At 71.2% G+C, this 23,790-nt stretch carries 18 protein-coding genes; 12 read left to right on the top strand and 6 right to left on the bottom strand.

Translation table 11 applies throughout. The annotated features are described in order from the left end of the window. Positions 1-443: 443 nt before the first annotated feature. The 10 genes from ACQP1S_RS12445 to ACQP1S_RS12400 are packed head-to-tail and all read left to right on the top strand — an operon-like array spanning position 444 to position 16,468. A complete protein-coding gene (locus tag ACQP1S_RS12445; protein WP_432906424.1) occupies positions 444-2,216 on the top strand; it encodes a BTAD domain-containing putative transcriptional regulator in 1,773 nt (590 codons plus the stop codon). Beyond that, on the top strand, positions 2,216-4,321 hold the full coding sequence (locus ACQP1S_RS12440; protein ID WP_432906421.1) for a TOMM precursor leader peptide-binding protein: 2,106 nt from the start codon (positions 2,216-2,218) through the stop codon (positions 4,319-4,321). The genes ACQP1S_RS12445 and ACQP1S_RS12440 overlap by 1 nt, the downstream gene beginning before the upstream one ends. Then, entirely contained in the window at positions 4,318-6,186 is a 1,869-nt protein-coding gene (locus ACQP1S_RS12435; protein ID WP_432906418.1) for a TOMM precursor leader peptide-binding protein, read from the top strand. The genes ACQP1S_RS12440 and ACQP1S_RS12435 overlap by 4 nt, the downstream gene beginning before the upstream one ends. 9 nt (positions 6,187-6,195) lie before the next feature. Continuing rightward, positions 6,196-7,842 carry a nitroreductase family protein gene (locus ACQP1S_RS12430; RefSeq protein ID WP_432906415.1) on the top strand — a complete coding sequence of 549 codons (1,647 nt, stop codon included), beginning with the start codon at positions 6,196-6,198 and terminating at the stop codon, positions 7,840-7,842. A gap of 7 nt (positions 7,843-7,849) precedes the next feature. Continuing rightward, on the top strand, positions 7,850-10,612 hold the full coding sequence (locus ACQP1S_RS12425) for a lantibiotic dehydratase (RefSeq protein WP_432906412.1): 2,763 nt from the start codon (positions 7,850-7,852) through the stop codon (positions 10,610-10,612). After that, positions 10,605-11,651, top strand: a complete 1,047-nt coding sequence (locus ACQP1S_RS12420; RefSeq protein ID WP_432906409.1) for a lantibiotic dehydratase C-terminal domain-containing protein — start codon at positions 10,605-10,607, stop codon at positions 11,649-11,651. Before ACQP1S_RS12425 ends, ACQP1S_RS12420 begins: the two co-directional genes overlap by 8 nt. After that, positions 11,648-12,883, top strand: coding sequence for a peptidase M50 (locus ACQP1S_RS12415; protein WP_432906406.1), 1,236 nt, complete (start codon positions 11,648-11,650; stop codon positions 12,881-12,883). The genes ACQP1S_RS12420 and ACQP1S_RS12415 overlap by 4 nt, the downstream gene beginning before the upstream one ends. Further along, positions 12,880-13,803 carry an ABC transporter ATP-binding protein gene (locus tag ACQP1S_RS12410; protein WP_176739024.1) on the top strand — a complete coding sequence of 308 codons (924 nt, stop codon included), beginning with the start codon at positions 12,880-12,882 and terminating at the stop codon, positions 13,801-13,803. Before ACQP1S_RS12415 ends, ACQP1S_RS12410 begins: the two co-directional genes overlap by 4 nt. Continuing rightward, entirely contained in the window at positions 13,800-14,555 is a 756-nt protein-coding gene (locus ACQP1S_RS12405) for an ABC transporter permease (RefSeq protein WP_432906403.1), read from the top strand. The genes ACQP1S_RS12410 and ACQP1S_RS12405 overlap by 4 nt, the downstream gene beginning before the upstream one ends. Next, positions 14,552-16,468 (top strand): TOMM precursor leader peptide-binding protein, encoded by a 1,917-nt coding sequence (locus ACQP1S_RS12400; protein ID WP_432906400.1) that lies wholly within the window; start codon positions 14,552-14,554, stop codon positions 16,466-16,468. The genes ACQP1S_RS12405 and ACQP1S_RS12400 overlap by 4 nt, the downstream gene beginning before the upstream one ends. A gap of 10 nt (positions 16,469-16,478) precedes the next feature. On the opposite strand, the gene ACQP1S_RS12395 is transcribed toward ACQP1S_RS12400, so the two are convergent. From ACQP1S_RS12395 to ACQP1S_RS12380, 4 genes are all read right to left on the bottom strand, one after another. Continuing rightward, complete coding sequence (locus tag ACQP1S_RS12395; RefSeq protein WP_432906397.1) at positions 16,479-17,153, bottom strand: LuxR C-terminal-related transcriptional regulator; 675 nt, start codon at positions 17,151-17,153, stop codon at positions 16,479-16,481. Beyond that, positions 17,141-18,328 (bottom strand): sensor histidine kinase, encoded by a 1,188-nt coding sequence (locus tag ACQP1S_RS12390; RefSeq protein WP_432906395.1) that lies wholly within the window; start codon positions 18,326-18,328, stop codon positions 17,141-17,143. The genes ACQP1S_RS12395 and ACQP1S_RS12390 overlap by 13 nt, the downstream gene beginning before the upstream one ends. A 439-nt stretch (positions 18,329-18,767) precedes the next feature. After that, positions 18,768-19,475, bottom strand: a complete 708-nt coding sequence (locus ACQP1S_RS12385) for a VOC family protein (RefSeq protein WP_432906393.1) — start codon at positions 19,473-19,475, stop codon at positions 18,768-18,770. Between the two features lie 26 nt (positions 19,476-19,501). Beyond that, the gene (locus ACQP1S_RS12380; RefSeq protein WP_432906390.1) at positions 19,502-21,289 is read right to left on the bottom strand and encodes a putative bifunctional diguanylate cyclase/phosphodiesterase; all 1,788 of its coding nucleotides are present in this window, start codon (positions 21,287-21,289) and stop codon (positions 19,502-19,504) included. Between the two features lie 621 nt (positions 21,290-21,910). Here ACQP1S_RS12380 and ACQP1S_RS12375 point away from each other — a divergent pair. Then, entirely contained in the window at positions 21,911-22,159 is a 249-nt protein-coding gene (locus ACQP1S_RS12375; RefSeq protein WP_432906387.1) for a hypothetical protein, read from the top strand. A 17-nt stretch (positions 22,160-22,176) separates the two neighbouring features. On the opposite strand, the gene ACQP1S_RS12370 is transcribed toward ACQP1S_RS12375, so the two are convergent. Further along, a complete protein-coding gene (locus ACQP1S_RS12370) occupies positions 22,177-22,407 on the bottom strand; it encodes a DDE-type integrase/transposase/recombinase (protein ID WP_432906384.1) in 231 nt (76 codons plus the stop codon). Positions 22,408-22,517: 110 nt separating this feature from the next. Continuing rightward, the gene (locus ACQP1S_RS12365; protein ID WP_432906381.1) at positions 22,518-22,997 is read right to left on the bottom strand and encodes a phosphopantetheine-binding protein; all 480 of its coding nucleotides are present in this window, start codon (positions 22,995-22,997) and stop codon (positions 22,518-22,520) included. Positions 22,998-23,316: 319 nt separating this feature from the next. On the opposite strand from ACQP1S_RS12365, the gene ACQP1S_RS12360 reads away from it, so the two are divergent. Next, a complete protein-coding gene (locus ACQP1S_RS12360) occupies positions 23,317-23,625 on the top strand; it encodes a phosphopantetheine-binding protein (protein WP_091247348.1) in 309 nt (102 codons plus the stop codon). Positions 23,626-23,790 lie beyond the last annotated feature (165 nt).

Genomic DNA, 23,790 nt, shown 5'->3' with positions numbered 1-23,790 from the left:
CACCACCACCGCACCGCCGGGTGGCCTTTCGGGCGAAATTCACCAGACGGTACGGAAATTGGCGCAGCACGGGCAAGGGTAGACGGTTCTGCGTACTTGACCGTTGATCAATACGTCCAGAAGATGTTGTCCATGAATTGCTCGGTCGACACTTCGAGCTGGGCCACCGATTTTGGCGCTTCTTTAGGCTCGAATTACTCCCCCGGGGTCGCGGCGGTGAGCGGGCCTGCAGAAAATGCTCGACAGCGCCCTGCAGCGCGAATGTCGCGCACCATTGTGATGGCCAGGGAAATTGACTGCGCCCGGTTCGCGAGCAGTTCCGCCAGAAGCGGAGGACGGCAGGTCACCCCGGCGGCGGCACCGAGGGTCCCCGGCCGCGCCAGCCGTGCGGGCCGCCGAGGATCGAAGCTTGGGACGGCCTGCCAGCCGCAGGGTTGCTCGAAGTGATCTTCCGGGTGCTCGGTCCGCTGGCGCTCGCGCAGGGCCAGGATTCCGTCGTGCTGCCGCCTTCCAGGGTGACCACGATGCTGGCAGCCCTGCTCGTGCGCTCCAACGAGGTCGTCTCGGTGGGTGCCCTGCAGGAGGCGATCTGGGGGGACGAACAGCCGCTGGCAGCCAAGGCTGCCCTGCACACCTGCGCGATGCGGCTACGTCAACTGTTCGTCCGCCATTCGATCATGGCATCGTCGATCGAGACCGTGCCGGGCGGCTACCGCTTCAACGCTTCCGGCCAGACGGTGGACCTGGTCCGGTTCCGCGAGATGGCCTCGGCTGCGGAGTCCGAACCGCAGGCCGACCGGCAGTTGGTGCTGATGGAGGGCGCGCTGTCGCTCTGGCGCGGCCCGGTGCTGGCCAACGTGCCGTCGGAGAGCCTGCACCGCGACGCCGTGCCCCGGCTCAACGAGGAGCGGTTGTGGGTGCTGGAGCGACTCTGCGAGCTGAAGATACGGCTGGGTTTCGCCGCGTCGGCCATCGTCCCGCTCTGGGAGGCCACCCGTTCGAACCTCGGCAACGAACGGCTGACCGAGCTGCTCATCGAGGCGCTCTACCGGACCGGGCGGCAGCCCGAGGCGCTGGCCGAATACCGCCGGGTGAAGGACTTCCTCGCCGACGAACTGGGGGTGGACCCCGGGCCGCGGCTGCGTCAGCTCGAACTGAGCATCCTCAACGGTGAGGGCCGGACGGAGCCGCCCCCGCTCGCCGGGGCGAGGGCGGTGGCCGCAGCACCGGCCGGCCTAGTCGCGCTGCCCGCGATAGCGTCGCCACAGGGGTTCGTGGGCCGTCGCGCACTGGTCGACGCCGTCGCCACCCGGCTGCGGGCCAACGCGGGTGTGCTGGTGCTCACCGGTCTGCCCGGCGTCGGCAAGACCGCGCTCGCCCGTCGGGTGGCGTCGCTGGTCCAGAGCGACTTCCCCGCCGGCCAGTTGCTGATCGGCATGCGAGACGCCGACGGCCACCCGTTGAGGGCGGCCGCGCTGGCCGAGCAACTCGAACGTTGGCCCCGCGCCGACCCGACCCGGCGCGGCCTGCTGATCCTCGACGACGTCGCCGACGTCCAGCAGGCGCTGGCCAGTGCACCGCTGTGGACCCCGGGGGACGCCGTCCTGCTGACCAGCCAGTTCGGCCTGGGCGGGGTGGTCGCGCGGTTCGGTGGCTGGATCGAGCGGGTATCCGGGCTCAGCGCGGCGGAGGCGACGGCACTCCTGGGTGCCCTCATCGGAGCGGAACGGGTCGATGCCGAGCCGGCGGCGGCGACCGCTCTCGCCGAGCTCTGCGGTCATCTGCCGTTGGCTCTGCGTATCGCCGCTGCCCGGCTACTGACCAGGACGACGAGCCTGGCCGAGTCGGTCACCTGGCTGCGCGAGAACCCGATCGCCAGGCTGGCGCTGCCGGGTGACCCGGACATGGCGCTGCTCGGCCGACTGGACACGGCGGTGAACCGGCTGGAGCCACCGCTCGTGGACGCCGTCCTGCGCCTCGGCGCCCAGGAACTGGATCCCCTCGACCTGTCCACGGTGGCCCGACGGCTACAGGTCGCCCCGCACGTGGCGGAGGTGATCCTCGACCAGCTCGCCGACGCGAGCCTGCTCGACGAGCACGCCGGGGAATACCGGATGCTCGATCTGTTGCGGCTCTATTCTCGTGGCGCCATCAACGGTCGACGCCCGATTGTCGACGCCAGTACCACTCTTTCCGCGTCCGGAACGGAGTTCTGATGAGCAGTGTATTTGAATCGGTTGCCGCCGCCCGGCCACGGATCCACCGGGATGTGCTTTTCACTGCGGCGCACGACGGTGTGCTGTTCCACAATTCGGGGGGCGGCTTCAAAATCACATCGCCCAGCGCCTACCGGCTGGCCAGCCTGCTGGTGCCGGTCCTCGACGGGCGTCGGACGGTGGCCGAGCTCTGCGCGAAACTGCCCGACCCGCAACGTGCCATGGTGGGTGAGCTGGTCAGCGCGCTACTGTCCCGCAGCTTCGCCCGGGACGTCCCGGCCGACGAGGTGGATCCGGCGACCGTCCTCGGGGCGGCGGTGGCGAAGCGGTTCGCCAGCCAGATCGGTTACCTCGACCACTACGCGGCGGGTGCGCCGCGACGATTCGCCGCTTTCCGCGACAGCACCGCGGTGGTCGTCGGCAGCGGACCGATCGCCCACATGTGTGCGGTGAGCCTGATCCGCAACGGGATGGCCCGGGTTGCGATCGTCGGTGACAGCGACGGAGCAGCCGCCGCGGAGGCGGCCGAGCTGGACGCCACCGGCGTACCGTCCGCCGTACTCGACTGGCGGCCCGCCGGAGACGAGCCCACCTGGGCCGATCTGGCCGGTGCCGACATCGTGCTGGTCGCCGGCGGTGACGGCGCTGCCCGGCTGACTCACCGCCTGCTCGCCGCCGGCGTTCCCGAGGGAAAGACGCTGGTGCCGGCCTGGACGTTCGGCCGGTGGGCCATCGTCGGGCCGGCCGGCGGCACCGACCGCAGGGGGTGCTGGTACTGCGCCATGCTGCGGCTCAGCGCCAACGACTCCACTCCGGCGGCGGCAGAGGTGTGGCGGGGTGTCGCGGTCGCCGGTGCACCGCCGGCCGGTCCGGCCGGCCCGACGGGGCCGTTGGCCTCGATGATCGGCAACCTCCTGGCGTTCGAGGTGTTCCGGCTCACCACCGGCGCCCTGCCCGCCGAGACCGACGGCAAGGTGACCGTCCAGGACCTGGAATCGCTCGACGTGGTCAGCGAGCAGTTGTCCCCGCACCCCCGCTGTGTCTACTGCCGCCAGGAGCCGACCCCGATCGCGCTGGACACCGCCGCCCTGGACGCCGCACCGCAGCAACCGCCGGGGCCCGACGCGGCGACCGACGCGGCAGCGGCGCAACTGTCGGCCCGGGACGGGTTGGTGCAGCCGCACACCGGGATCTTCCGGCGCTACGACGACGAGGACTGGGACCAGACGCCAGTCAAGATCGGCACGGTGTTGTTCACCGATCCGGCCGGACGGCGACGACGGGTCAGCGCTTTCGACGTACACCACGTGGTGGGGGCCCGGACGAGGGCGCTGGCGCGTGCCGCCGTCGCCTACGCCGACCAGCTCGGAGCCGGGGCCGGCAGCGTCGGGGCGGTCACCGGTACGTCGCTGGTCACCGGCCGTCCCGTCGAGGTGCGCAGGGCGGCGGTGGAGCCGTTCGGCGCCGCCAACGCCGACCGCCTGGTCGAACCGACGGCGGCCGGAGCCGGAGCGGGTTTCGACCCGACGGCGGCGGTCCGTGACGGGCTCGCCTCCGCCCTGGCGTTCGTCGCGTTGCGAGGTGCCATCGCGGGTGCGCTGCCCTCGCGGGTGCCGCTCGACACCTGCGACGACGATGCCGAGCTGCGGTTCCTGACCCGGTCGGCGGCGAACCTGGGGACCACCGTCGAGCTGCTGGACCTGGGTGCCAGCGTACCCGCGGGGGTGCACGCGCTGCTGGCCCGGTGCACCGAGCCCCGCAGTGGGGAGAAGCTCTGGACGATCGCCGCCGACCCGTCCTGGCGCACCGCCGCCGTGCGGGCGCTGTGCGATCTGGTCGGCCAGGTGCAACTGCGGCAGCAGTCCACCGATCCGCAGGCCGCCGACGGCACCGACCCCGTGCTGGTGGACTACCACCCGGACACCCTCGCCGTGGCCGGCACCGCCGCCGCGCGGACCGCTGCCGACGGAAGGTGGCAACAGGTGCTGGCCGGGCTGGCCGAGGCCGGCACGGACGTCGTGGTGGTGCCGATCGGAGGCTCCGACCTGCCGGCTGGTGGCCTGTTCACGGTGCGCGTGGTGCTCCAGGAACGGTCGCGCGGATGAGCCTGCCGGTCATCGATCCGGGGCGTCGGATCACCGAGGCGCTCGGCGCGTTGCTGACCGCCCCAGACGAGCAGCCCCTCGCGGTGCATCCGCTCGGGGTGCGCGACGAACGGGCCGTCGACGTCGCGGCGCCACCCGCTCGGGTGCTGGTCTACGGCCGGCACGCGCTGCTCGCCCCGCAGCCGGGCCGGGCCGGGTGCGCCTGCTGCCTGGCCCGCCGGTGGCAGGCGGTGCGGCCGCCGGAGATGCGCGACGCGCTGGAGCTGGGCGGTGAGACGACGCCCGTCGGTGACTGGCCCTACGCCATCCCGTTCGTCGGCGACGCCCTGCGGGCGCTGACCGCCGCGGTCGACACCGCCGGACCCGACACCGGCCCACCGGCCGTCTACCACCTCGACGTGGACACCCTCCAGGTGGGCCGGGTGCTGTTGCTCGCCGATGCCGACTGCCCGGTGTGCGGCCAGGTGGAATGGGACGCGGCCAGGGCACCGGAGCTGGCGGCCAGCCCCAAGCGGGCACCGGACTCGTTCCGAGCCCGGGACGCGACGGAGTACCCTCTGTCGCCGACCACCTTCGTCAACCCGGTCTGCGGCCCGCTCGGCGCAGCCCTCTGGCCGGACCTCACCTCGACCTCGACATCCCCGGTGCACGGCGTCTTCCAGCCGAGATCGGGGAAGTTCCTGCGCGAGATGCTCTTCGGCGGCCACGCCGACGGGTACGCGCGCAGCGTACGGCTGGGGCTGCTGGAAGGGTTGGAGCGGGCGGCCGGCCTGCGGCCCGTGCGCAGGCGTACCGCCGTGGTCGCGACCCTCGACGAGTTGGGTGCCGACGCGCTCGACCCCCGGGTGTGCGGTTCGTACACCGACGAGTTCTACCGGGTGAACCGCCACATCAGGCGATTCGCGCCGGACCGGGCGATCGCCTGGGTCTGGGGCTGGTCGATGCGCGACCAGCGGCCGATCCTCGTGCCCGAAGTCCTGGTCTACTACCACAGCGCGCCGCTGCAGGAGCGCTTCGTGCAGGAGAACTCCAGCGGCTGCGCCTCGGGCGGCAGCCTGGTGGAGGCGATCTACCACGGTCTGATGGAGGCGGTCGAACGGGACGCCTTCATGCTCGCCTGGTACGGCAGACGCCCCCTGCCGGAGATCGACCCCGCCACCAGCAGCCGCCTCCAGACCCGACTGATGGTGGACCGGCTGGCGATGTACGGCTACCGGGCCAGGTTCTTCGACACCAGGTGCACCTTCGATTTCCCCGTCGTCACCGGGGTGGCCGAGCGGGTCGACGGTGGCTTCGGCACGTTGGCGTTCGGTGGCGGGGCGAGCCTGGATCCGGAGACCGCGCTGGCCGCCGCGCTGTGCGAGATCGCGTCGGACTCGGTGCTGGCCGGAACCCGTGCCGCAGCGGACGAGCCACGGCTGCGCGAGATGGTCGACGACTACGACAAGGTGTGGCGGCTGCACGACCATCCGCTGCTGTACGGGCTGCCGGAGATGCGCCGGCACACGTCCTTCCTGCTGGACTCCGGCACACCGGCACGCCCGGTGAGCGAGGTCTACGCGGGTCTGCACGCTGTCCACCCGCTCGGCGACGACCTGCGCGACGACCTGGACCGCTGTGTGCGGACGGTCGCGGCGTGCGGCTTCGACGTGATCGTGGTCGACCAGACCACGCCCGAGCAGCATGCCCTGGGTCTGCACACGGCCAGCGTCACGGTGCCGGGACTGCTACCGATCGACTTCGGCTGGCAGCGGCAGCGGGCGCTGAACATGCCCCGGCTGCGGACCGCCCACCACCGGGCCGGGCTGGTCGACCACGACCTGCGCGACGACGAAATCCACCTGGTCCCACACCCGTACCCCTGAGGTGAGGCGATGAACACCACGACTGACAGCTACGCCCACGAGTACGCCTCGATGATCCTGCGACGCAACCGGGTGCCGCTGCCGCCGGCCGACTTCGTACCCAACTGGGCGGACAAGCCGCGGCCGACGAAGCACTATCCCGGTGCCCTGGCGTTCCCGCTGCCCGACGCCCCACCACCGCCGTCGGCGACGCTGGACGCCGGCATCGCTGCGGCGCGGCCCGGCGACGAGGCCGCCGGCACCGGTGTGGCGCAGCCCGGCGACGAGCCGTTCGACCTGCCGGTGCTGGGTGCCATGCTGCGCGACTCGTACGGGCTGGTCGGCCGGCGGCTCGCCATCCAGGCCAACACCGACGTGCACGGCTACCCGTGGTACGCGCGGGCCAACTGGCACCGGGGCACCGCCTCCGGTGGCGGCCTCTACCCGTGCAGCATCTACTGGGTCGCCGGGCCCGGGGCGGGCCTCTGCCCGGGGGTGTACCACTACGCCTGCCGGCCGCACGCGATGCAGCGACTGCTCGCCGGCGACGTCACGGGCCGGGTACGCGCGGCCCTGCGCCTGCCGACCGATGCGACCCAGTTCCTGGTCATCGGCGTCAAGTACTGGGCGAACGCATTCAAGTACAACAGCTTCGCCTACCACGCCGTGTCGATGGACGTGGGCACGCTGCTCCAGACCTGGCGGCTGTGGGCCGGCAGTCAACAGCGGCGGATCCAACCCCATTTCTGGTTCGACCAGGCAGCGCTCGGGCGGCTGCTCGGGCTGCCGGCCGACGAGGAGGGCCTGTTCGCGGTGGTGCCGCTGTCCTGGGCGCCACCCCCGGCGCACCACGCGCCACCCCCGCCGCAGGAGGTCCCGGACGATGACGCCGTCGCGGTGCGGCGACGTGACCAGGAGAAGTCACGGGTCGTGCTGACCTTCGAGGCGACCCGACGCATCCATCGGTCGACAGCGCGGGCGGCCACCGACCGGCCGGCCGTCGGCGCGCTCGCCGACGCGGCGGCCAGCGCGACGCCGGAGGGTGGTGACCGGGTCGCCCTGCCGCCGCCGAGCCCGCTGGCGATGCCGGTCCGCGCCGCGTTGCGCCGCCGCCGCAGCAGCTTCGGCCGGTTCGACGGAAGCACCCCGCTCGGGACCGCCGACCTCGCGGCCCTGCTCGCGGCCACCCACGGCGCGCAACTGCCCACCGAGGTCGCGGACGTGGCCGACGGGGCGCTGACGAAGTTGTACGTCTTCGTCAACCACGTGCAGCAGACAGCTCCGGGCAGCTACGAGTACGACCCGGCCCGCCACCAACTGCGCGCCTGCCGGCCGGGGCCGCCGGGCATGTTCCTCCAGCGGAACTACTTCCTGCCCAACTACAACGTGGAGCAGGCGGCGGTGGTGGTGGTACCTGCCATCCGGGTCGGTGCGGTGTTGGACGCGGCCGGCCCCCGGGGCTACAACGTGGTGAACGCCACTATCGGTGCCGTGGCGCAGACCTTCTACACCGCTGCGGCGGCGCTCGACCTCGGCTGCGGGGTGGCACTCGGTTTCGACGGCGTCTCGTACGTCGAGGAACTTGAGCTGGCTGCGGCGGGTGAGGTCCCGCTGCTCATCATGCTCGCCGGCCACGAGCGGGCACTGCCCAGCGACTACCGGCACGAGTTGCGGTGAGGCGACGATGACCATCCTTCCCAGCACCGCCGAGCGGTCCAGCACCGCCGAGCGGCCCGCCACCACCCAGCGGTCCGGGTTGCCGGCGCGACGACTGGGCCGGTACTTCGCGGTCCGGGTCGGTGGCCTGCCGTACGACACCGTGACGGGGTTGCGGTGCACGCGGGCCGCCGAACGGGCCGACGAGGTCCTCGATCTGGAAGCCGCCCTCGCCGCGGAGGCCACCACCCTCAGCGACCTGTTGCACGACCTCGTCGGAGCCAACGAGGACGGTGACTCGCGCCGACGTCTGCTCGCGTTGCGGCGACAGGTCTTCAAGGGGTCGCTCCCGGCCGACCATGATGCCGCGCTCGCCACGGTCGCCGAGGTGGCCCCGACCACGGTTGCCCCGCTCCGCGACTGGCTGACCCGGCGGCAGCAGTTGGCGCAGCGGCTGCGAGAGCTCGACGTGCTGCTCGGTGAGGAACTCGCCAGGTCCCGCACGGAGCTGTGGCGGCTGTCCGGCGATCCCCGGCTGCGGGCGGGCATGCAGGTCGCCTCACCGGCGCTGGACCAGCAGTTGGTGTCCTTCGCGGGACGCGACGGCGCCCCGCCGGCGGCGAAGAAGCTGCGCCGGGTCGAGCGTTCCGTCCTGTCCTACCTCTACCGCACCGCGTGCAAGACGAGCCCGTTCAGTTCGTTCACCGGGATCGGGGTGGGCGAGTTCACGGCCGGCGCGACCGAGGCGGACCTGCCCGGGGCGGGGCCGTGGCACGGATATGCCCGACTCAACGTGGTGGCGCTGACGAGGATCGTCGAGGCCGTCTGCGCTGACCTCGACCGGCGCGGCGACCTACCGGTGGCGCTGAGCCCCGGCCTGCGGCAGGACCCGGAGCGGGTGCGGTACGTGCGACGGTGGATCACCCCCGGTGACGACAGCGCCTCGGTCAGCTTCGACTCCATCCAGGACGGGCTGTTCTACCTGCGCCGCAGCGGACTGCTCGACCAGCTCACCGGCCTGCTGCAGGGCGGCACCCGGCGCTGCGCCGAACTCGCCGGCTGGCTCCATGAGCAGACCCAGGCGAGCCCGCAGCGGTGCGAGGAGTACCTGACCATCCTGCTCCGGCTGGGCATCCTGCAGATCGACGGTTTCGCCGTCGACGTGCACACCCCCGACCCGCTTCGGCAACTGCACGACTTCCTCACCACCCTGCACCGGGCCTGGGCCGACGACCTGGCCCTGCGGCTGGCCGAGCCGATCGCCCTGGTGGAGACGTTCCGGCAGGGCGACCTCGCCGACCGACGCCGCGCCATCCAGCGGCTGCGGGAGTCACTCCACGACATCCAGGTGCACCTCGGCGTCGAGTCGGCGTCCCTGCCGCAGGCGTTGCTCTACGAGGACTGCCGGATCGACCAGCGGCTGACCGCACCGGAGGATCCCTGGCAACGGCTGGTCGGGCACGACCTCGCCGCCGTGGAGGCGATCCTCCCCGCCTTCGACCTGACCCTGCCGCACCGGATCACGTTCCACGGCTTCTTCCTGGCCCGCTACGGCGTCGGTGGGCGCTGCGACGATCTGCTGCGCCTGGTCGAGGACTTCCACGAGGACCTGTACGACCAGTACCTGGCCACCACCGCCGACCGGCGACCGTACGCCGACGACGGTTCCTACCAGCCGGAGGAGAACTGGCTCGGCCGGCCGGAGCTGTCCGAACTTGACGGCCTCCGGCAGGACCTCACCGCGAACCTGCGGGCGGCCGTGCACGCGGCACCCGATGCGGCAGAGATCCGGCTCGACGTCGAGGCACTGCACGGGATCGGGGACCGGCTGGGGGACCTGCTCGGCGGATTCCGGCCGCAGAGCCACCTCGTCCAGGTGGCGCAGAGCCCGGACGGGCCGCTGGTGGTCGTCAACCAGTCGTTGGGCGGGTTGTCGTTTCCGTTCAGCCGATTCACGCACTGCTTCGACGACACCATGCCGCCGCTGTCCGGGCAGCTGCGTGGCCAGGCCACCGAGGTGTCACCGCCGGGTGCGGTGTTCGCGGAGGTGACCGGTGGCCCGGCTACCACCAACCTGAACCTGCACGCGCGGCTCACCGAATACGTCATCGTCTGCCCCGGTGAGACGAGCCTGGTGCCGGAGGAGAACCAGCTTCCGCTGGCCGACCTCTACCTGCACCACGATGTCGACACCGACCGGGTGGTGCTGCGCTCCACCCGGCTGGGGCGCGAGGTGATCCCGGTCTACCTGGGCTACCTGGTGCCGATGGCGCTGCCACAGCTGCACCGCGCGCTGCTGCTGCTGTCACCGACCTCGATGGCCGTGGTCGACGTGTGGCGCGGCGTGCCCGAGTCGCCGGACGCCGACGGGGTCACCCGACGCCCACGGGTGCGGGTCGGTGACGTCGTGGTCAGCAGGCGGAGCTGGTCGATGACGGGCGTGGCTCTTCCGCGTCGCACCGAGGGCGACACCGATGCCGCCTGGTTCCTCGGCTGGCAGCGGTGGCGGCGGGCGCACGGGCTGCCCGCGCGGCTGTTCGCGACGGTGCACGCCGGTGCCGGCGGCCGGGTGGCGGGCCGACCCAAGCCGCAGTACGTCGACTGCGACAGCTACCTGTCGCTGCTCGCACTGGAGGCGCTGGTGACCGACGGTGACCACCGGGTGGTGTTCCGCGAGATGTTGCCGTCCGGCGACGGGCTGACGGCGGGCTCGGACCACGGTCGGCACGTCACCGAGTTCGTCATCGAGACATTCCCCCCCACCCCGACGCTCGGAGCTGTCCATGACTGAGCAGTCCGCCACCGCCGAACCGGGTCAGTGGCTAGGTATCCACATCTTCTACGGCGCCAACGCCAGACCGATGGTGGTCGAGTGCATCCGACCGCTGGTCGACGAACTGACCGCCCAGGGCCTGCTGGACTCCTACTTCTTCATGAACTACTGGATGGAGGGCCCGCACGTCCGACTGCGGCTCAAGCCGCGCACGCCCGCCGACGAGCCCACCGTACGGGCCACCGCCGAGGCGGCGATCGGGCGTTTCCTGGCCGACCGGCCGGCGCTGTACGAAATGGATGCCGGTTTCCGTGGCGAACTGCACGAGCGGCTGTTCCAGTTGGAGTACCCGCAGGGCACGCCGGACGGGCTGACCGGCCCGGACGGCCGGGCGAAGATGCAGCCGAACAACTCCTTCAGCTATCGACCCTACGAGCCGGAGTACGGCAAGTACGGCGGTGCGCGGGGGGTCGCCCTCGCCGAGTGGCACTTCCGCTACTCCAGCGACCTGGTCATCGCGATGGTGCGGACCATGAACCTTCACCTGCGGCCGGTGACCCTGGGCATCGCGGCCCAGCTCATGCTGGTGATGGCGGGCACGTTCCTGCCCGACCGCGACGCCCTGGTGGCGTTCTTCGACTCGTACCACCAGTTCTGGCACCGGGCGTTCGGCGGGGCCGGCTTCGTCGACAACATCGACTACGAGCGGATGTACGAGCGGATGTCCGGTGACCTGGATCGCCGGTTCCGGCCGATCCTGCACGCGCTCGACCACGGCGAGCAGCATCGGTTGCCGGTCTTCCTGCGTGGCTGGGCCGAGCACGCCGAGGAGTTGCGCGGCAGGGTGTCGGCCCTGGCCGAGTCGGCCGCGCTGACGTTCGCGTACCCGGAGGGCGCCGTGCCGGTCACGGTCACCGACGCGCACGAGGCTTCGGTACGACTGCTCTCGCCGTACCTGCACATGACCAACAACCGGCTGTACATCACCCTGCGTGACGAGGCGTACCTGGCGTACCTGGTGGCTCGGGCGCTGCGCGAGACGTTGGCAGCCCGGTGACCGACAGCACGACCACCGATGTCGCGTCGTACCTGTCGACCGTCTTCGGCGACCGGCCCCGGGTCCGGCCCGACCTGCTGATCTCCCGGGAACTGGGCCGTGGCCCGGACCGGATGCACCTGTTGAAGGCACCCGGCGGCAGGACGTTCGAGGTGACGGCGAAGGAGTGCTTCCTGATCCGAGGGCTCGACGGGAGTCGGTCGCTGACCGAGCTGGGCACGGCGTACGCGGCGCGGTTCGGCCGCCGGCTGGGGGCGGCGCAGTGGTCGCAGTTGCTCTGGCTGCTGCGCCAACGCGACCTGCTGGAGACGGCCTCCCCGGCGGGCACGGTGCCGGCGCCGGCCGCACCGGCCACCGGGCCGGCGGCCCTCCCCGCAGGCTCGCCGGCGGGCGGCTTCGGGGGCGGGATGCGGCGGCTGGCCGCCGCCTTCGGCTGGGCTTTCTCGCTTCCGGCCGGTGTCGCCGTCGGACTCGGCCTCGCAGCGATGTACGCCTGCGTCGCGGCGCAGTTCCCGACGCTGTGGCAGGACGCCCGTCCGGTGTTCGGCGACTGGCGCTGGCTCGCGGGGATCGTCGTGATCAGCTACCTCAGCGCGATGCTGCACGAGTTGGCGCACGGCGTGGCGGCCGTCCACTTCGGCTGCGCCGGCGTCCGGATCAACCTGGTGGCGCTGAGCTGCCGGGTGGACGAGTACCAGTTCCTGTCCTCACGCGTCCGGCAGGTCGTCATCGCGGCGGTGGGCGGGGTGCTGAACAGCCTCGTCGTCGCGCCGTTCCTGCTCGCCTGGTTGCTCGTCACGCCCGGCTCGGCGGTGCACCGGTTCACCGCCGCCGTGGTCCTGGTGGGCACGGTGCAGAGCCTGGCCAACTACGTACCGATGGCGCCGCTGGACGGCTACAAGATGCTCAGCCACCTGCTCGGCATGGTGGCGCTCGCTGCGGAGAGCCGCCGGTACCTCTGGTCACGACCGCGCCGGTGGGTGTTGCGGCACGGCGCACCGTATCCCTGGCGGGCCCGGCTCGCGCTCGGGCTCTACGGCGTGGGATGGCACGTGGCCACGGCGGCGACCGGGGTGGGTGTCGCCTACGCCGGTGGCCGGCTGCTCGAACCCTCGTGGGGTCGTGTCGCGTATGCCGCCTCGGCTGCCCTGGTCGTGCTGACGATCACCCTGTGGCTCGCCGGCCGCCCCCGCCGTCAGCTCCGGACCCCACCACATCAACCAACCACATGAGAGGCGAGGCGATGCAGGACAACGCAGAACCAGCTATTGAGGTCGATCGGCTGAGCAAGTCGTACGGGGCGGTGCGGGCCGTGGACGGGGTGACCCTGACGGTGCCGCGTGGCGAGTTCATCGGACTGCTCGGGCCCAACGGCGCGGGCAAGACCACCCTCATCGAGATCATCGAAGGACTGCGGACCCCCGACACGGGGACCGTGACCGTGCTCGGCCACCACCCGCATCCCCGTAACCGGGCGCTGCTGCCGCTCATCGGGGTGCAGACCCAGAAGTCGGCGTTCTTTCCGCACCTGACCGCCAGCGAGCACCTGGAGACGGTGGCCGCGTTCTACGGGCTCGACCGGCAGGCCGCACACCGGGCGTTGGCGCAGGTCGGGCTGACCGACTCCGCCGACGCCCGGGTGACGAAGGTCTCCGGCGGTCAGCGGCAGCGGCTGGCCATCGCCACGGCGCTGGTGCACCAACCCGAGGTGATCTTCCTGGACGAGCCGACCGGAGCACTGGACCCACAGGCCCGGCGGGACCTCTGGGCCGTGCTGCGCCAGCTGAAGGGCGCCGGCAAGACCATCGTCTACACCACCCACCACCTCGAGGAGGCCGAGGCCCTCTGTGACCGGGTGGCCATTCTCCACCGGGGCCGGGTCGTGGCGCTGGACACGCCCCGTGAACTCATCAGCCGCGCCGCGGTCGGCACCCAGGTGTTGCTCCCGGTCGGTCAGATCGCTCCGGAGCAGGCCAGCAGCCTCGACGGGGTCGACTCGGTGACCGTCGACAACGGCACGCTGACGCTGCACACCCAGCACCTGACCAGGGTCCTGGCGGCCCTCGGCGCCAGCACCGACCTGGACGGGGTGCAGACCAGAGCGGCCACCTTGGAAGACGTCTACCTGGAACTGATCGGAGCGCAGTCATGACCGTCTTCACCGCCCTGACCCGGGCCTCCTACAAGGCGAACACCCGCGACGCGGTCACGATCTTCTTCACCTTCGCCTTTCCGCTGGTCTTCCTGGTCATCTTCGGCCTGATCTTCAAAGGGCAGGAGGTGGTGGAGACCGGAAACGGATACATCGACTTCATCGCTCCCGGGGTGCTGGCCTGGGGGCTGGCCAACGCCGCCGCGTTCGGGGTCGCCTTCACGCTGATGCAGTGGCGCCGGGACGACCTGCTGCGCCTGATCCGGCTCACGCCGGCCCGGATCTCCGAGGTGGTGCTCGCCCGCCTCGCGGTGGCCGTCTGCATCGGCGTGGCCCAGTGCCTGCTCTTCATCGGGGTGGCGACGATTCCCCTGTTCGGCATGAACGTCGCCCCGCGCTGGCCGCTCGCCCTGCCGGTCATGCTGCTGGGCATCGCCACCTTCCTGGGGGTCGGGCTGATCATCGGGGCGATCTCGAAGACCCCCGAGGCGGTGAGCGCCATCGGCAACTGCGTGGTGATCCCGATGGCGTTCCTGTCCGGCGCCTTCATTCCGGTGGAGCTCATGCCGGACTGGTTGCGCAGCGTCTCGTACGCGATGCCCCTGCGCTACATCCTCGACGGCCTGGTCTACGCCCTGGCCGGCGCGGGTGAGGTGGGTGACTACTGGCGCGCGTGCCTGGTGCTGGTCGGATTCGCCACGGTCTTCACCGCGATCGGTCTGCGGTTGTTCACGTGGAGCAACGACGAATGACCCGGTCAGCGGCAGCCGGCGCGGGTGTCCCCATGGGTGCCGCCGCCGGCCAGCTCCAGCGGGACCTCGACGCCCGCTGGTCGGCGGCCCCGCCGGCCGGTGGGCGACCGCCGGTCGTGGTGACGCTCGGCGCGGCCGACGTGATGGGGACCGCCGACCCGGCCCGACGCCGCGCCAACGTGCACCTCTCCGCCCGCGCCGTGTTCCTCGGGCCGTGGGGCGCGGCCGAGGGCCGGAGCGAGCCGTGCGGACACTGCTTCGCCGTCCGGTGGCAGCGGCTACGGGGACGCACCGAGCGCGACGCGCTGGAGGTCGGCGGCGGGCTGACCGCGGTGAGCGGCTGGCCCGAGCTGCCGGAGTGGGTCGTCGACGCGGTGTGGTCGGCGTTCCGCGTCGTGGCGCAGGCACCGCCGACGGTCGGCGTCCTTCTCGACCCGGACAGCGCGGCGTTGAGCCGGATGACCTCGGTGGATCTGGGCAGTCTGCGTGCCCTGACCGTGCCGATCATGCCCGAGCCGAGGTGCCCGAGCTGCGGGACTGTCGTACCGGACGAGCCGACGGTCTTCGAGGCACCCCGACCACGCCCCAAGCCGGCACCGGACCGCTACCGCCTGCACGGCGTGCACGACTACCGGTTACCGGTCGGCGCGCTGGTCAACCCGCTGTGCGGCGTGATCGGTGCCGGGGCCCTGTTGAATCCGACCCTGCCCACCACCGCGGCGGTGACCGGCGGGGTCTTCATCCGGGGCTACGCGGGTCTGCTCGACGTCGCCTGGAGCGGGCACGCCAACGGCTTCGCCGACAGCCTGCGGCTGGCCTACCTGGAGGGGCTCGAACGCTACGCGGGCACCCACCAGCGCCGCGCTCGCGCCCCCGTGGTCGCCGCCTATGCCGACATCGCCGACCAGGCCCTCGACCCGACCAGTTGCGGCAGCTATCCCGACGGAACCTACGACGCCGATCCGCTGGTGCAGCCCTTCGACCCCCACCAGCCGATCCCCTGGGTGTGGGGGCACGTGGTCGGCAGCGGCGAACCGATCCTGGTGCCCCGGCGGCTGTGCTTCTACAGCTCCGGGGCACCCGGCGACAATTTCGTGCTGTCCTCGTCCAACGGCTGCGCCACCGGTGGCTGCCTGGAGGAGGCGTTCCTGTTCGGGTTGCTCGAACTCATCGAGCGGGACGCCTTCCTCCTCGGTTGGTACAGCCGGGACCGGCCGCGCCGCATCGACCTCGACTCGTGTGCCGACGCGGCGATCCGGATGATGGTGGACCGGGGCACCCTCGCCGGCTACGAGGTCCTGGCCTTCGACAGCCGTACCGACCTGTCCGTGCCGGTGGTGACCACGCTGGCGGTGCGCCACGACGGCGGGCCCGGTCTGCTGGCCTTCGCGGCCGGGGCGCACCTGGCCCCGGAACAGGCGGTCGCCGCCGCGCTCTCCGAGACCCTGTCCTACATTCCGCTCAAGGCCGGGAGGACCCGGCAGCGGTGGGACGAGCTGCGGGCGATGGCCGACGACTACTCACGGGTCCAGACGGTGCACGACCATGCCGACCTGTTCGGCCTTCCGCAGATGAGAGCGCACGTTGAGGAGTATCTCGCCGACCGGCCGCTGGAGTCGATGACCGAACTCTACGGTGCGCCGCCGCCCACCGAGGACCTCCGCCAGGACCTACAGGGTGTGCTGGACGAACTGCACGCCAAGGGCCACCGCGTCATCGTCGTCGACCAGACCACACCGGAGCAGCTCACGATGGGGCTGCGGACGGTGGCGACGATCGTGCCCGGCCTGGTGCCGATCGACTTCGGCTGGCTGCGCCAGCGTGCCCTGACGATGCCCCGGCTGCACGAGCGACTCCGCGCGCAGGGGCGGGCCGACGACGGGCCACGGCCGGTGCCCCATCCATTCCCGTAGCACGCCTGCGCTACCCGCCGACGGGTGGGTGGTTGCCCGGCCCGCGTAGCCGTTCCCGGCCGAGGGCGTCCTCCCGGATCCGTTCGCCGTACTGGCCCCGGTGTCGGATCGGCCGCCCGACGTCGGCGTACTTCTGCTTTGCCCGCTCCAGGTGGGTGCGGACCGTGCCGGCGGCGATGCCCAACTGCCGGCCCACCGCGTCCACGGTCATCCCCCGGCCGTACGCCACCAGCACCTCGTGCTCACGCGGCGTCAGCTCCGGCCGGTCCGGGCGGTTGTCGCGGCCCAGCCAGAAGGCGTGCTCGATGGTCAGCGGGGAATCGCCGCGTGCCACCGCTCGGATGACGTCGGCCAGCACGGTGAGGTTCGCGGTCTTCGAGACGTACGCCACCGCGCCGGCCTCGGTCGTCGCCAGGATGTACGACAGGTCCGGCACCACCGTGATCACGATGACGGTGAACCCGGTGTCGACCAGGGTCGCGACGTTCTCCACCGGGTCGGTGAAATCCTCGAGGTTGAGGTCGAGCAGCACGATCCGGGCGGTGACCGTCTGGCTGAGGAAATCGGCGACCGACCGCGCGGTGGCCGTCAGCCGGATGTCCGGCACCGAGGCGAGCCAGGTCGCCATACCCTCCAACAGCATCTGGTCGTTGTCTATCGCGGCGACCTCGATCAGTTGCTCCACGTTACCTCCACCACCGTGCCGTGGCCCGGACTGGATGTGACGTCCACGGTGCCACCTGTCTCGATCACGCTGTGGCGCAGTTCGCGTATCAGCCCCCGGCCGGTGGGCACCGCTTCCTGCTCGAAACCGACCCCCCGGTCCACCACCACGATCCGCACCCCGTCGCCCTCGCCCACCGCGGTCAGCCACGCCTCGTCGACGTTGGCATGCTTGGCCACGTTGGTGAGCGCCTCCCGGGTCGCCCCGAGCAGCATCGACGCCGCTGCCGGGGGCAACGTGGCCGGCAGGGCGTGGAACTGCGAGTTGACCCGGAGGCCGAGGGCCTGCTTGTCGCGGACCACCCCGGCCAGCGCCCCCACGAAGTCACTCGGCCCGGTCTCGGCGGCCCCGCTCATCAGACCGCGCAGGAACTCGGCGTCCCGGGCACACAGCGCGCGGACGGCCTCGTCCCGGTGGTCCAACCCGCCCCGCGCGATCTTGCTCAGCGTGCTGAGCACGGTGTGGTGCAACACGTCGTACTGCCGGGTCCGCTCGTCGTAACGGGCGCGGGCGGTGGCCTCGCGGGCGCGTGCCTCGATCGCCTCGGCGGTGGCCAGGTCGACCTGCCGGGCGGAGGAACGGAGCATCCAGGCGCACAGCCAGGCCAGCAACGCGAAGCCCAGCATGAAGAACACATTCACCGCCACCGAGCCGAGGGCGTCCGGCGCCGGCATCCCGGACCGGCTCACGTGCTCCCAGATACCCAGCACGTACGCCCCGACCACGACGAGCGTGCCGACGGCCGCGATGCCGATCTGGATGAAGACCATGGCCAGGATGATCGATCCGATGGCGGACGGCACGGTCCACAGTTGCCAGCCGCTGGCGCAGGAGGTGACACACATCTGTGGGACGGTGATCAACCACATCGCCGCGAGGGCCAGATCGACCAGCACCCAGGCCAGCGAGACCCGTCGCCGGCGCAGCATCACGGTGAACAGCACCGCCGACCAGGCGACCGCCGACAGGTGGCTGCCGACGATCGCGGTGGTGGAGCGGAAGTCGTCGAGTCCGCCGAAGAGCAACACCGGCAGGCCCACGGAGAGCTGCACGGCACGGAGCGCGCCGGACGCCTGGATGAGTAGCAGCTCTGCCCGACCGCGTGCTCCGTGGACCGTCTCCGCTGGTGAAAGCACGTATAAAACCTCGCATATCGATGCAGGTCCGGGGTAGTACGCAGAAGTGACGACTAGCGCCAGCGGCAGACAGGCTTCCCCGGTCGAGGCCGGTTCACCTGCCAGGAGCCGCACGGTCGCGCCCACCGGACATCTTCCTGCCGGACAGTTGATTGATGGATACCGTTGCAGAGTTGACCGTTGTCCGTCACGGGCAGAGCGTCGCCGAGGGCACGCGCGTGGGCAGCACGGCTGGACCTGTGGATGCCGAAAACCCATTCTCGGCAGGTACAGGGCTGCGGCGGCGGGCGGCCCGTCGTTGACCAGACCCCCGCTCCCGCGATCGCGGCACATCCTCCGAGGGGATCCCTGAACGCGTGGCAGGCCGGGTCCCGCCGTGCCTCGGTGTCGGTCTCGGGACGCCAGGGTGACGACGACCTGTGGGAGAGACGCCTGGCAGTCAGCTACCGGTGCGGGCCGGTCGAATGACGGTGAAGACGGCTCCCGCCGGGTCGGCGAGCGCGCAGACCCGACCGGTCACCACGTCGCGCGGCGGCACCAGCAGTCGGCCACCGCCCCGCTGGGCCCGCTCGGCGACGTCGTCCGGGTCCGTCACGGCCAGATAGACCATCCAGCCGGCGGGCAGCAGGGTATCCAGCGGCGGAGGCGTGGCGAGCCGGCCGGCGACCGGCGCGACGTCGCCGACGAGCAGGGCGTACGAGTCGTCGGGGGCGCCGGGTGGCACGCTGGACCGCAGGCCCAGGGCGGCGGTGTGGAACCGGTCCGCTCCGGCCGGGTCGGTCGTCATGTACTCGTACCAGCAGGGCCGACCGAGGCCCGGGACCACCGGGGCCGGTACGGTGCGCAGCCGGAAACTCCCGCCCAGCGGGTCGTACACCTCGTCGCCGGTCAGCCGGGCGCCGGCCGCGCCGGCGGCGGCCCGGACGGTGGCCTCGTCAGCGGCGCCGAAGACAGTCCACCAGCGGGCCGGGGCAGGACCGAACCGCAGATCGGCGGCGGGAACCCCGTCGGCGGACGCGGTGCAGCCGTCGGCGGTGGCCTGGTACGTCCAGCCCAACAGGTCCTGGTAGAAGCTACGGGCAGCGTCGAGATCGCTCGTGACGAGTTCGGCGCCGGTGGGGAACGGCCTTGTCCGGGGTGCGTTCACCTGAGTCTCCAAACCGGGACGGTTGATCAGGGTTCAGGATGCCCCACGACTGTCCCGGCCGCCCCGCCGCCCTGCCGCGAGTCGAACGTTCGACCGAGTAGTTCGTCCAATGGGGCCGGTCGGCCCAGGTGGTAGCCCTGGCCGGCGTCCACGCCCAGCATCCGCAGCGCCGGCACCAGCGCGGCGCGCTCCACCGACTCGGCGACGGTTCGCATGCCCAGGCCGTGCGCGGCGCGGACGACCGCGTCGATGAGCACGGGATCGGCGCCGCCGTGATCCGCCTGGCGGACGAAGTCGCCCGCGATCTTGACCGTGCTGAAGGGCAGGTGCTTGAGATAGGCGAACGAGCCGAACCCGGCGCCGAAGTCGTCCAGGCTCAGCCGGCAACCGGCGTCGCGCAGGGTGCTGGCGAGGTGCCGCACCGCGGCGACATTGGTGATCGCCGCGGTCTCGGTGATCTCCAGGCCGAGCCGGCTCGCGTCGATACCGGCCGCGCGCAGGGTGCGCACCACCCAGTCACCGAAGCCCGGCGATTCCAGGGAACGAGCCGAGATGTTGACGTCGAAGCACATTCCCGCCGTCATGGCCTTGGGGTGGGCCAGCGCCTCCGTGGCGGTGGACACCACCCACCGGTCGAGCTCACCGATGAGGTCGTCACGTTCCACCGTCGGCAGGAACTCCGCCGGTGACAGGCTGGGCTCGCCGCCGTCCCGCAGCCGGATGAGCAGCTCGCGGCTGACCACTTCCCCGGTCGACAGGTCGATGATCGGCTGGGCGTCCAACCGCATCCGGTTCTCGTCGAGGGCCTTGCGGACCCGGGTCACCACGTTGACGCGCTGCACGGCGTGCCGGTACTGCTCCGGCAGGTAGAGCCTGGCCCGGTTGCGGCCGGCGTTCTTCGCCTCGTACAGGGCGAGGTCGGCGTGGGCGAGCACGGCGTCGCGGGTGTCGCCCGGTTCCAGCGAGGCGGCACCGATGCTCAGGGTCACCCGCAGTCCGGTGCCGGCCAACGGCACGGGCGTGCGGACACTGGCGTCGCAGAGCCGCTCGGCGACGGCGAGGGCGTCCTCGGCGTACGCCCCCGGCAGGACGACCGCGAACTCGTCGCCGCCCAGCCGGCCCAGCACCGTGCCGTCGGGCAGCTCATGCAGCAGCCGCCGCGCCAGGACGCGCAGCACGTCGTCGCCGACCGCGTGCCCGTGCACGTCGTTGATGTCCTTGAAGTTGTCGATGTCGATCAGCAGCAACGCCGCGGACCGTTCCCGCAGCTCGGCGATCAGGTCGTCGAGGCGGGACAGCAGGGCACGGCGGTTCGGCAGATCGGTCAGCGGGTCGCGTTCGGCCAGCTTGGTCAGCTCGTCCTGCACCCGCCGCATCGCGGTGATGTCGTGGGCGGTGCCCAGGACGCGCGCCGGCGCCCCAGCGGCATCGGGGAAGACCTCGCCGTAGCACTCGAAGACGCGCAGTGTCACGCCGTCGGCGAGGTACATCCGATGCGTGTAGGAGAACGAGCCGCCGTCGCGCAGGGCCTTCTCCAACGTCCCTTCGATCACCGCGACGTCGTCCGGGTACAACATCTGCCGGTAGGAGTCGTAGTCGAGGTGCGCATCAGCAGCCAGACCGAACATCTGCAGCAGCACGTCGCTCCAGACGACCTCACCGGTCAGTACGTTCCACTCCCAGGTGCCCACCTTGGCGAGTTGCTCGAGGTGGGCCAGCCGCCACCGGTAGTTGCGCCCACGGTCGCGTTCCTGCCGCTCGGCGCTGACGTCACGCAGCTCGTACAGGCGCAGCGGTTGCCCCTCGTGCTCCATGCCGTGACATCGCACCCGTAACCACCTGGTGGCCCCGTCGGCACCTCGCACCGGGTGGTCCACCGCGGGCCCGTCGGGCCCGATCTGCCCCAGCGGCAACTCTGCCAGCCCGACACCCAACCGGTGACCGGCCGGGTTGCACCAGAGAAAGCGGCCGTCCGGGGCCATTATCGCCAAGGCGGTGGAGGCGGTGTCCGCCGCGAGTCCCGGCAGCGTGCTCACCTGGGGCCACCACTTCCCTTCGCCGAGCAGGGCGCAGCACGGCCACGGCTGACAGACGGTCATCCTATCGCGACGGGCAGTCTAGCGGCCGTCCGGACGGTCCGCTCAGGGCGTCGGCGGCGAGAGCGGCGGGACCGGTCGCGATGCTGGTCGATCGGGCTCGTGGTGACGGGTTGAAGCTGACCGGTGAGGGCGGGCTGTTGCCGCAGTTGACCAAGCCGGTCCCGGAGTCGGCGTTGGACGGACGGTCGCGTGACCGTGCCGCTGGTCGGTGCCGTACCGTGCCGGTGATCATGAGGGGGCACCTCATGGTGGTCGGCCGATGGCACGTCCGACGGTTGGCTCGCGCAGGAGCGGGCGTTCCGCGCCTTCCCGCAGCGCAACCGTGAGGACTGGGCGGTGGTCTGGACCCCCTGGCTGGTCCGCGTCCGGCTCACCATCGCGTTCGCTGACACCGGCGACGGCGTCGCCGCAGACAACCTGGACAGGGTCCTCGAACGGGCGCTGTTGCGTTGGCGGATCGGCGGGCACGCCGAGCCGCGTCAGCGGTATTGGTCAGTCATCGGTATTGGTCAGATCGCTCGTGCGAGTTCGGTGAACGCGGTGGCCACCCGCAGCGAGGGCCAGACGTCAGTGGCGAGTTCGTAGTGCCCGCGTCGGAGGTTCTACACGAAGGCATGGCCGGCGATGATCGTCCGGGCGGTGCGGTCGGAACGTAGTCTGCGCATCGGTCTGAGCCGGTGCTTGAGCTGGCTGTGGTCAGCCTCGATCGGATTGTTCGCGTGCCGCTCGACGTGGTGCCACACCGACGGGACCAGGTCGTCCAACACCGTGACGCAGACGGGCGCGGCGTCGGTCACGACCTCGCACCGCCGGAGTCCCGAAACGTGTGCCACAGACGTGACTCACCAAACCCCAGGGATAGTCATCCGGCTGTCTCCCCTGGTCAAGTTGGTGCGCCCAAAGGGACTCGAACCCCTAACCTTCTGAGCCGTAGCCGAACGCCTCACCCGTTCACTGTCTGTTGCAGTGCCCGTGGGCCACGCAGCAGGCCGGCGACGCCACGGATGCTGTAGGTGCCCATGAAGTCGTAGACGTCGAGCGCTTCGCCGAACTCGTCCTCGATTTTCGAGAGGATCTCGACCGCCACCATCGAGTCGCCGCCGAGGTCCAGGAAGTCGTCGTGCACGCCGACCCACCTCAGGTTCATGGCGCTGCCCCAGATCGACAGGAGTCGCTCCTCGACATGATCGACCGGCCCTTCGAACAGGGTGCACGTGCCGGCGATGACGGCGGACCGGACGTACTCGATGTCGAGCGCGTCACCGGTGAGCGGCATGGCGTCGACGAGTAACACGCCGTCCAATCCGCAGTCCGCACCGAGCCGGTCCCACACGTAGCTCCGAAGCTCCGGCCCACTCACGTACTGGGAGAACTCGACCACGCCGATCGTGACGTCCCGATCGGCGTGGCGTATCGCCGTCACCTGAGCGTGACGCACGGCCGAATGCCCCCGCAGGGTGGATGTGAGCTCTGCCAAGCCAACCATCAACCGCTCCTTCATTAACGGCGGCAGTCCGAGCCGTCGCACGGATCGACAACAGTCGCCAATGTGTCACGGAAGCCCGAGTGGTTGCAGAGACGGATCGGCAGAAATTCCGGAAGGGGCCGACCGCCGTTACTTCTTCCCGCTCCCTCTTGCCGACTGCTCTCGAATATGACCACAATTCACGCCGACGGGTGGCGAGTCGGCGGCCGATCGCTATTCGACGTCACATTGTCGTCGACCCAGGGGGTTGTGCACGATGAACGAAATCAGCCACGCACAGTCATCGCTCGTCGAGGAGGACGTGCCGAGCACCGCTACGGAGCGGACCATCGCCGAGGTGTGGACCGAGGTACTGAACCTCGACGAGGTCGGACGGCACGACAACTTCTTCGACCTCGGAGGTCACTCGGTGCTGGCGACGCAGGCCGTGGCCAGGTTGTGCGTCGCTCTGAGCCGGCAACTGCCGGAACGAGCCCTGTTCGACTGGCCGACCGTCGCGACCCTGGCCTCGGCGCTGCCCGACTATCCCGTCTCCGACCAGAACAGCCGCATCACGCGCAGGTGAGCGGCCGACCCGGTGGAACGCCGGGGCCGAAGGAGAACTGCTCCGCGGCCCGAACGGCACGCCTGTGAGCGCGTACGGGAATGCGCGGCGGGTGCGCCTGACGCCCGGTTTCTCCCGGGCGCCGGCGGCGGCGTGCCCGCCGGTCGGTCGGTCACCACCGTCGCC

The sequence above is a fragment of the Micromonospora matsumotoense genome (genome assembly GCF_050951065.1).
GTDB classification, from domain to species: Bacteria; Actinomycetota; Actinomycetes; order Mycobacteriales; family Micromonosporaceae; genus Micromonospora; species Micromonospora matsumotoensis.
The sequence above is the reverse complement of the archived record's forward strand: the minus strand, read 5'-3'. Positions and strand labels throughout refer to the sequence as shown.

What these genes read in the sequence shown, in the direction of transcription:
- ACQP1S_RS12440 (WP_432906421.1), top strand. Translation starts at nt 2,216, where the DNA reads ATGAGCAGTGTATTTGAATCGGTTGCCGCCGCCCGGCCACGGATCCAC.
- ACQP1S_RS12435 (WP_432906418.1), top strand. Translation starts at nt 4,318, where the DNA reads ATGAGCCTGCCGGTCATCGATCCGGGGCGTCGGATCACCGAGGCGCTC.
- ACQP1S_RS12430 (WP_432906415.1), top strand. Translation starts at nt 6,196, where the DNA reads ATGAACACCACGACTGACAGCTACGCCCACGAGTACGCCTCGATGATC.
- ACQP1S_RS12425 (WP_432906412.1), top strand. Translation starts at nt 7,850, where the DNA reads ATGACCATCCTTCCCAGCACCGCCGAGCGGTCCAGCACCGCCGAGCGG.
- ACQP1S_RS12420 (WP_432906409.1), top strand. Translation starts at nt 10,605, where the DNA reads ATGACTGAGCAGTCCGCCACCGCCGAACCGGGTCAGTGGCTAGGTATC.
- ACQP1S_RS12410 (WP_176739024.1), top strand. Translation starts at nt 12,880, where the DNA reads ATGAGAGGCGAGGCGATGCAGGACAACGCAGAACCAGCTATTGAGGTC.
- ACQP1S_RS12405 (WP_432906403.1), top strand. Translation starts at nt 13,800, where the DNA reads ATGACCGTCTTCACCGCCCTGACCCGGGCCTCCTACAAGGCGAACACC.
- ACQP1S_RS12400 (WP_432906400.1), top strand. Translation starts at nt 14,552, where the DNA reads ATGACCCGGTCAGCGGCAGCCGGCGCGGGTGTCCCCATGGGTGCCGCC.
- ACQP1S_RS12380 (WP_432906390.1), bottom strand. Translation starts at nt 21,289, where the DNA reads ATGGAGCACGAGGGGCAACCGCTGCGCCTGTACGAGCTGCGTGACGTC.
- ACQP1S_RS12360 (WP_091247348.1), top strand. Translation starts at nt 23,317, where the DNA reads ATGAACGAAATCAGCCACGCACAGTCATCGCTCGTCGAGGAGGACGTG.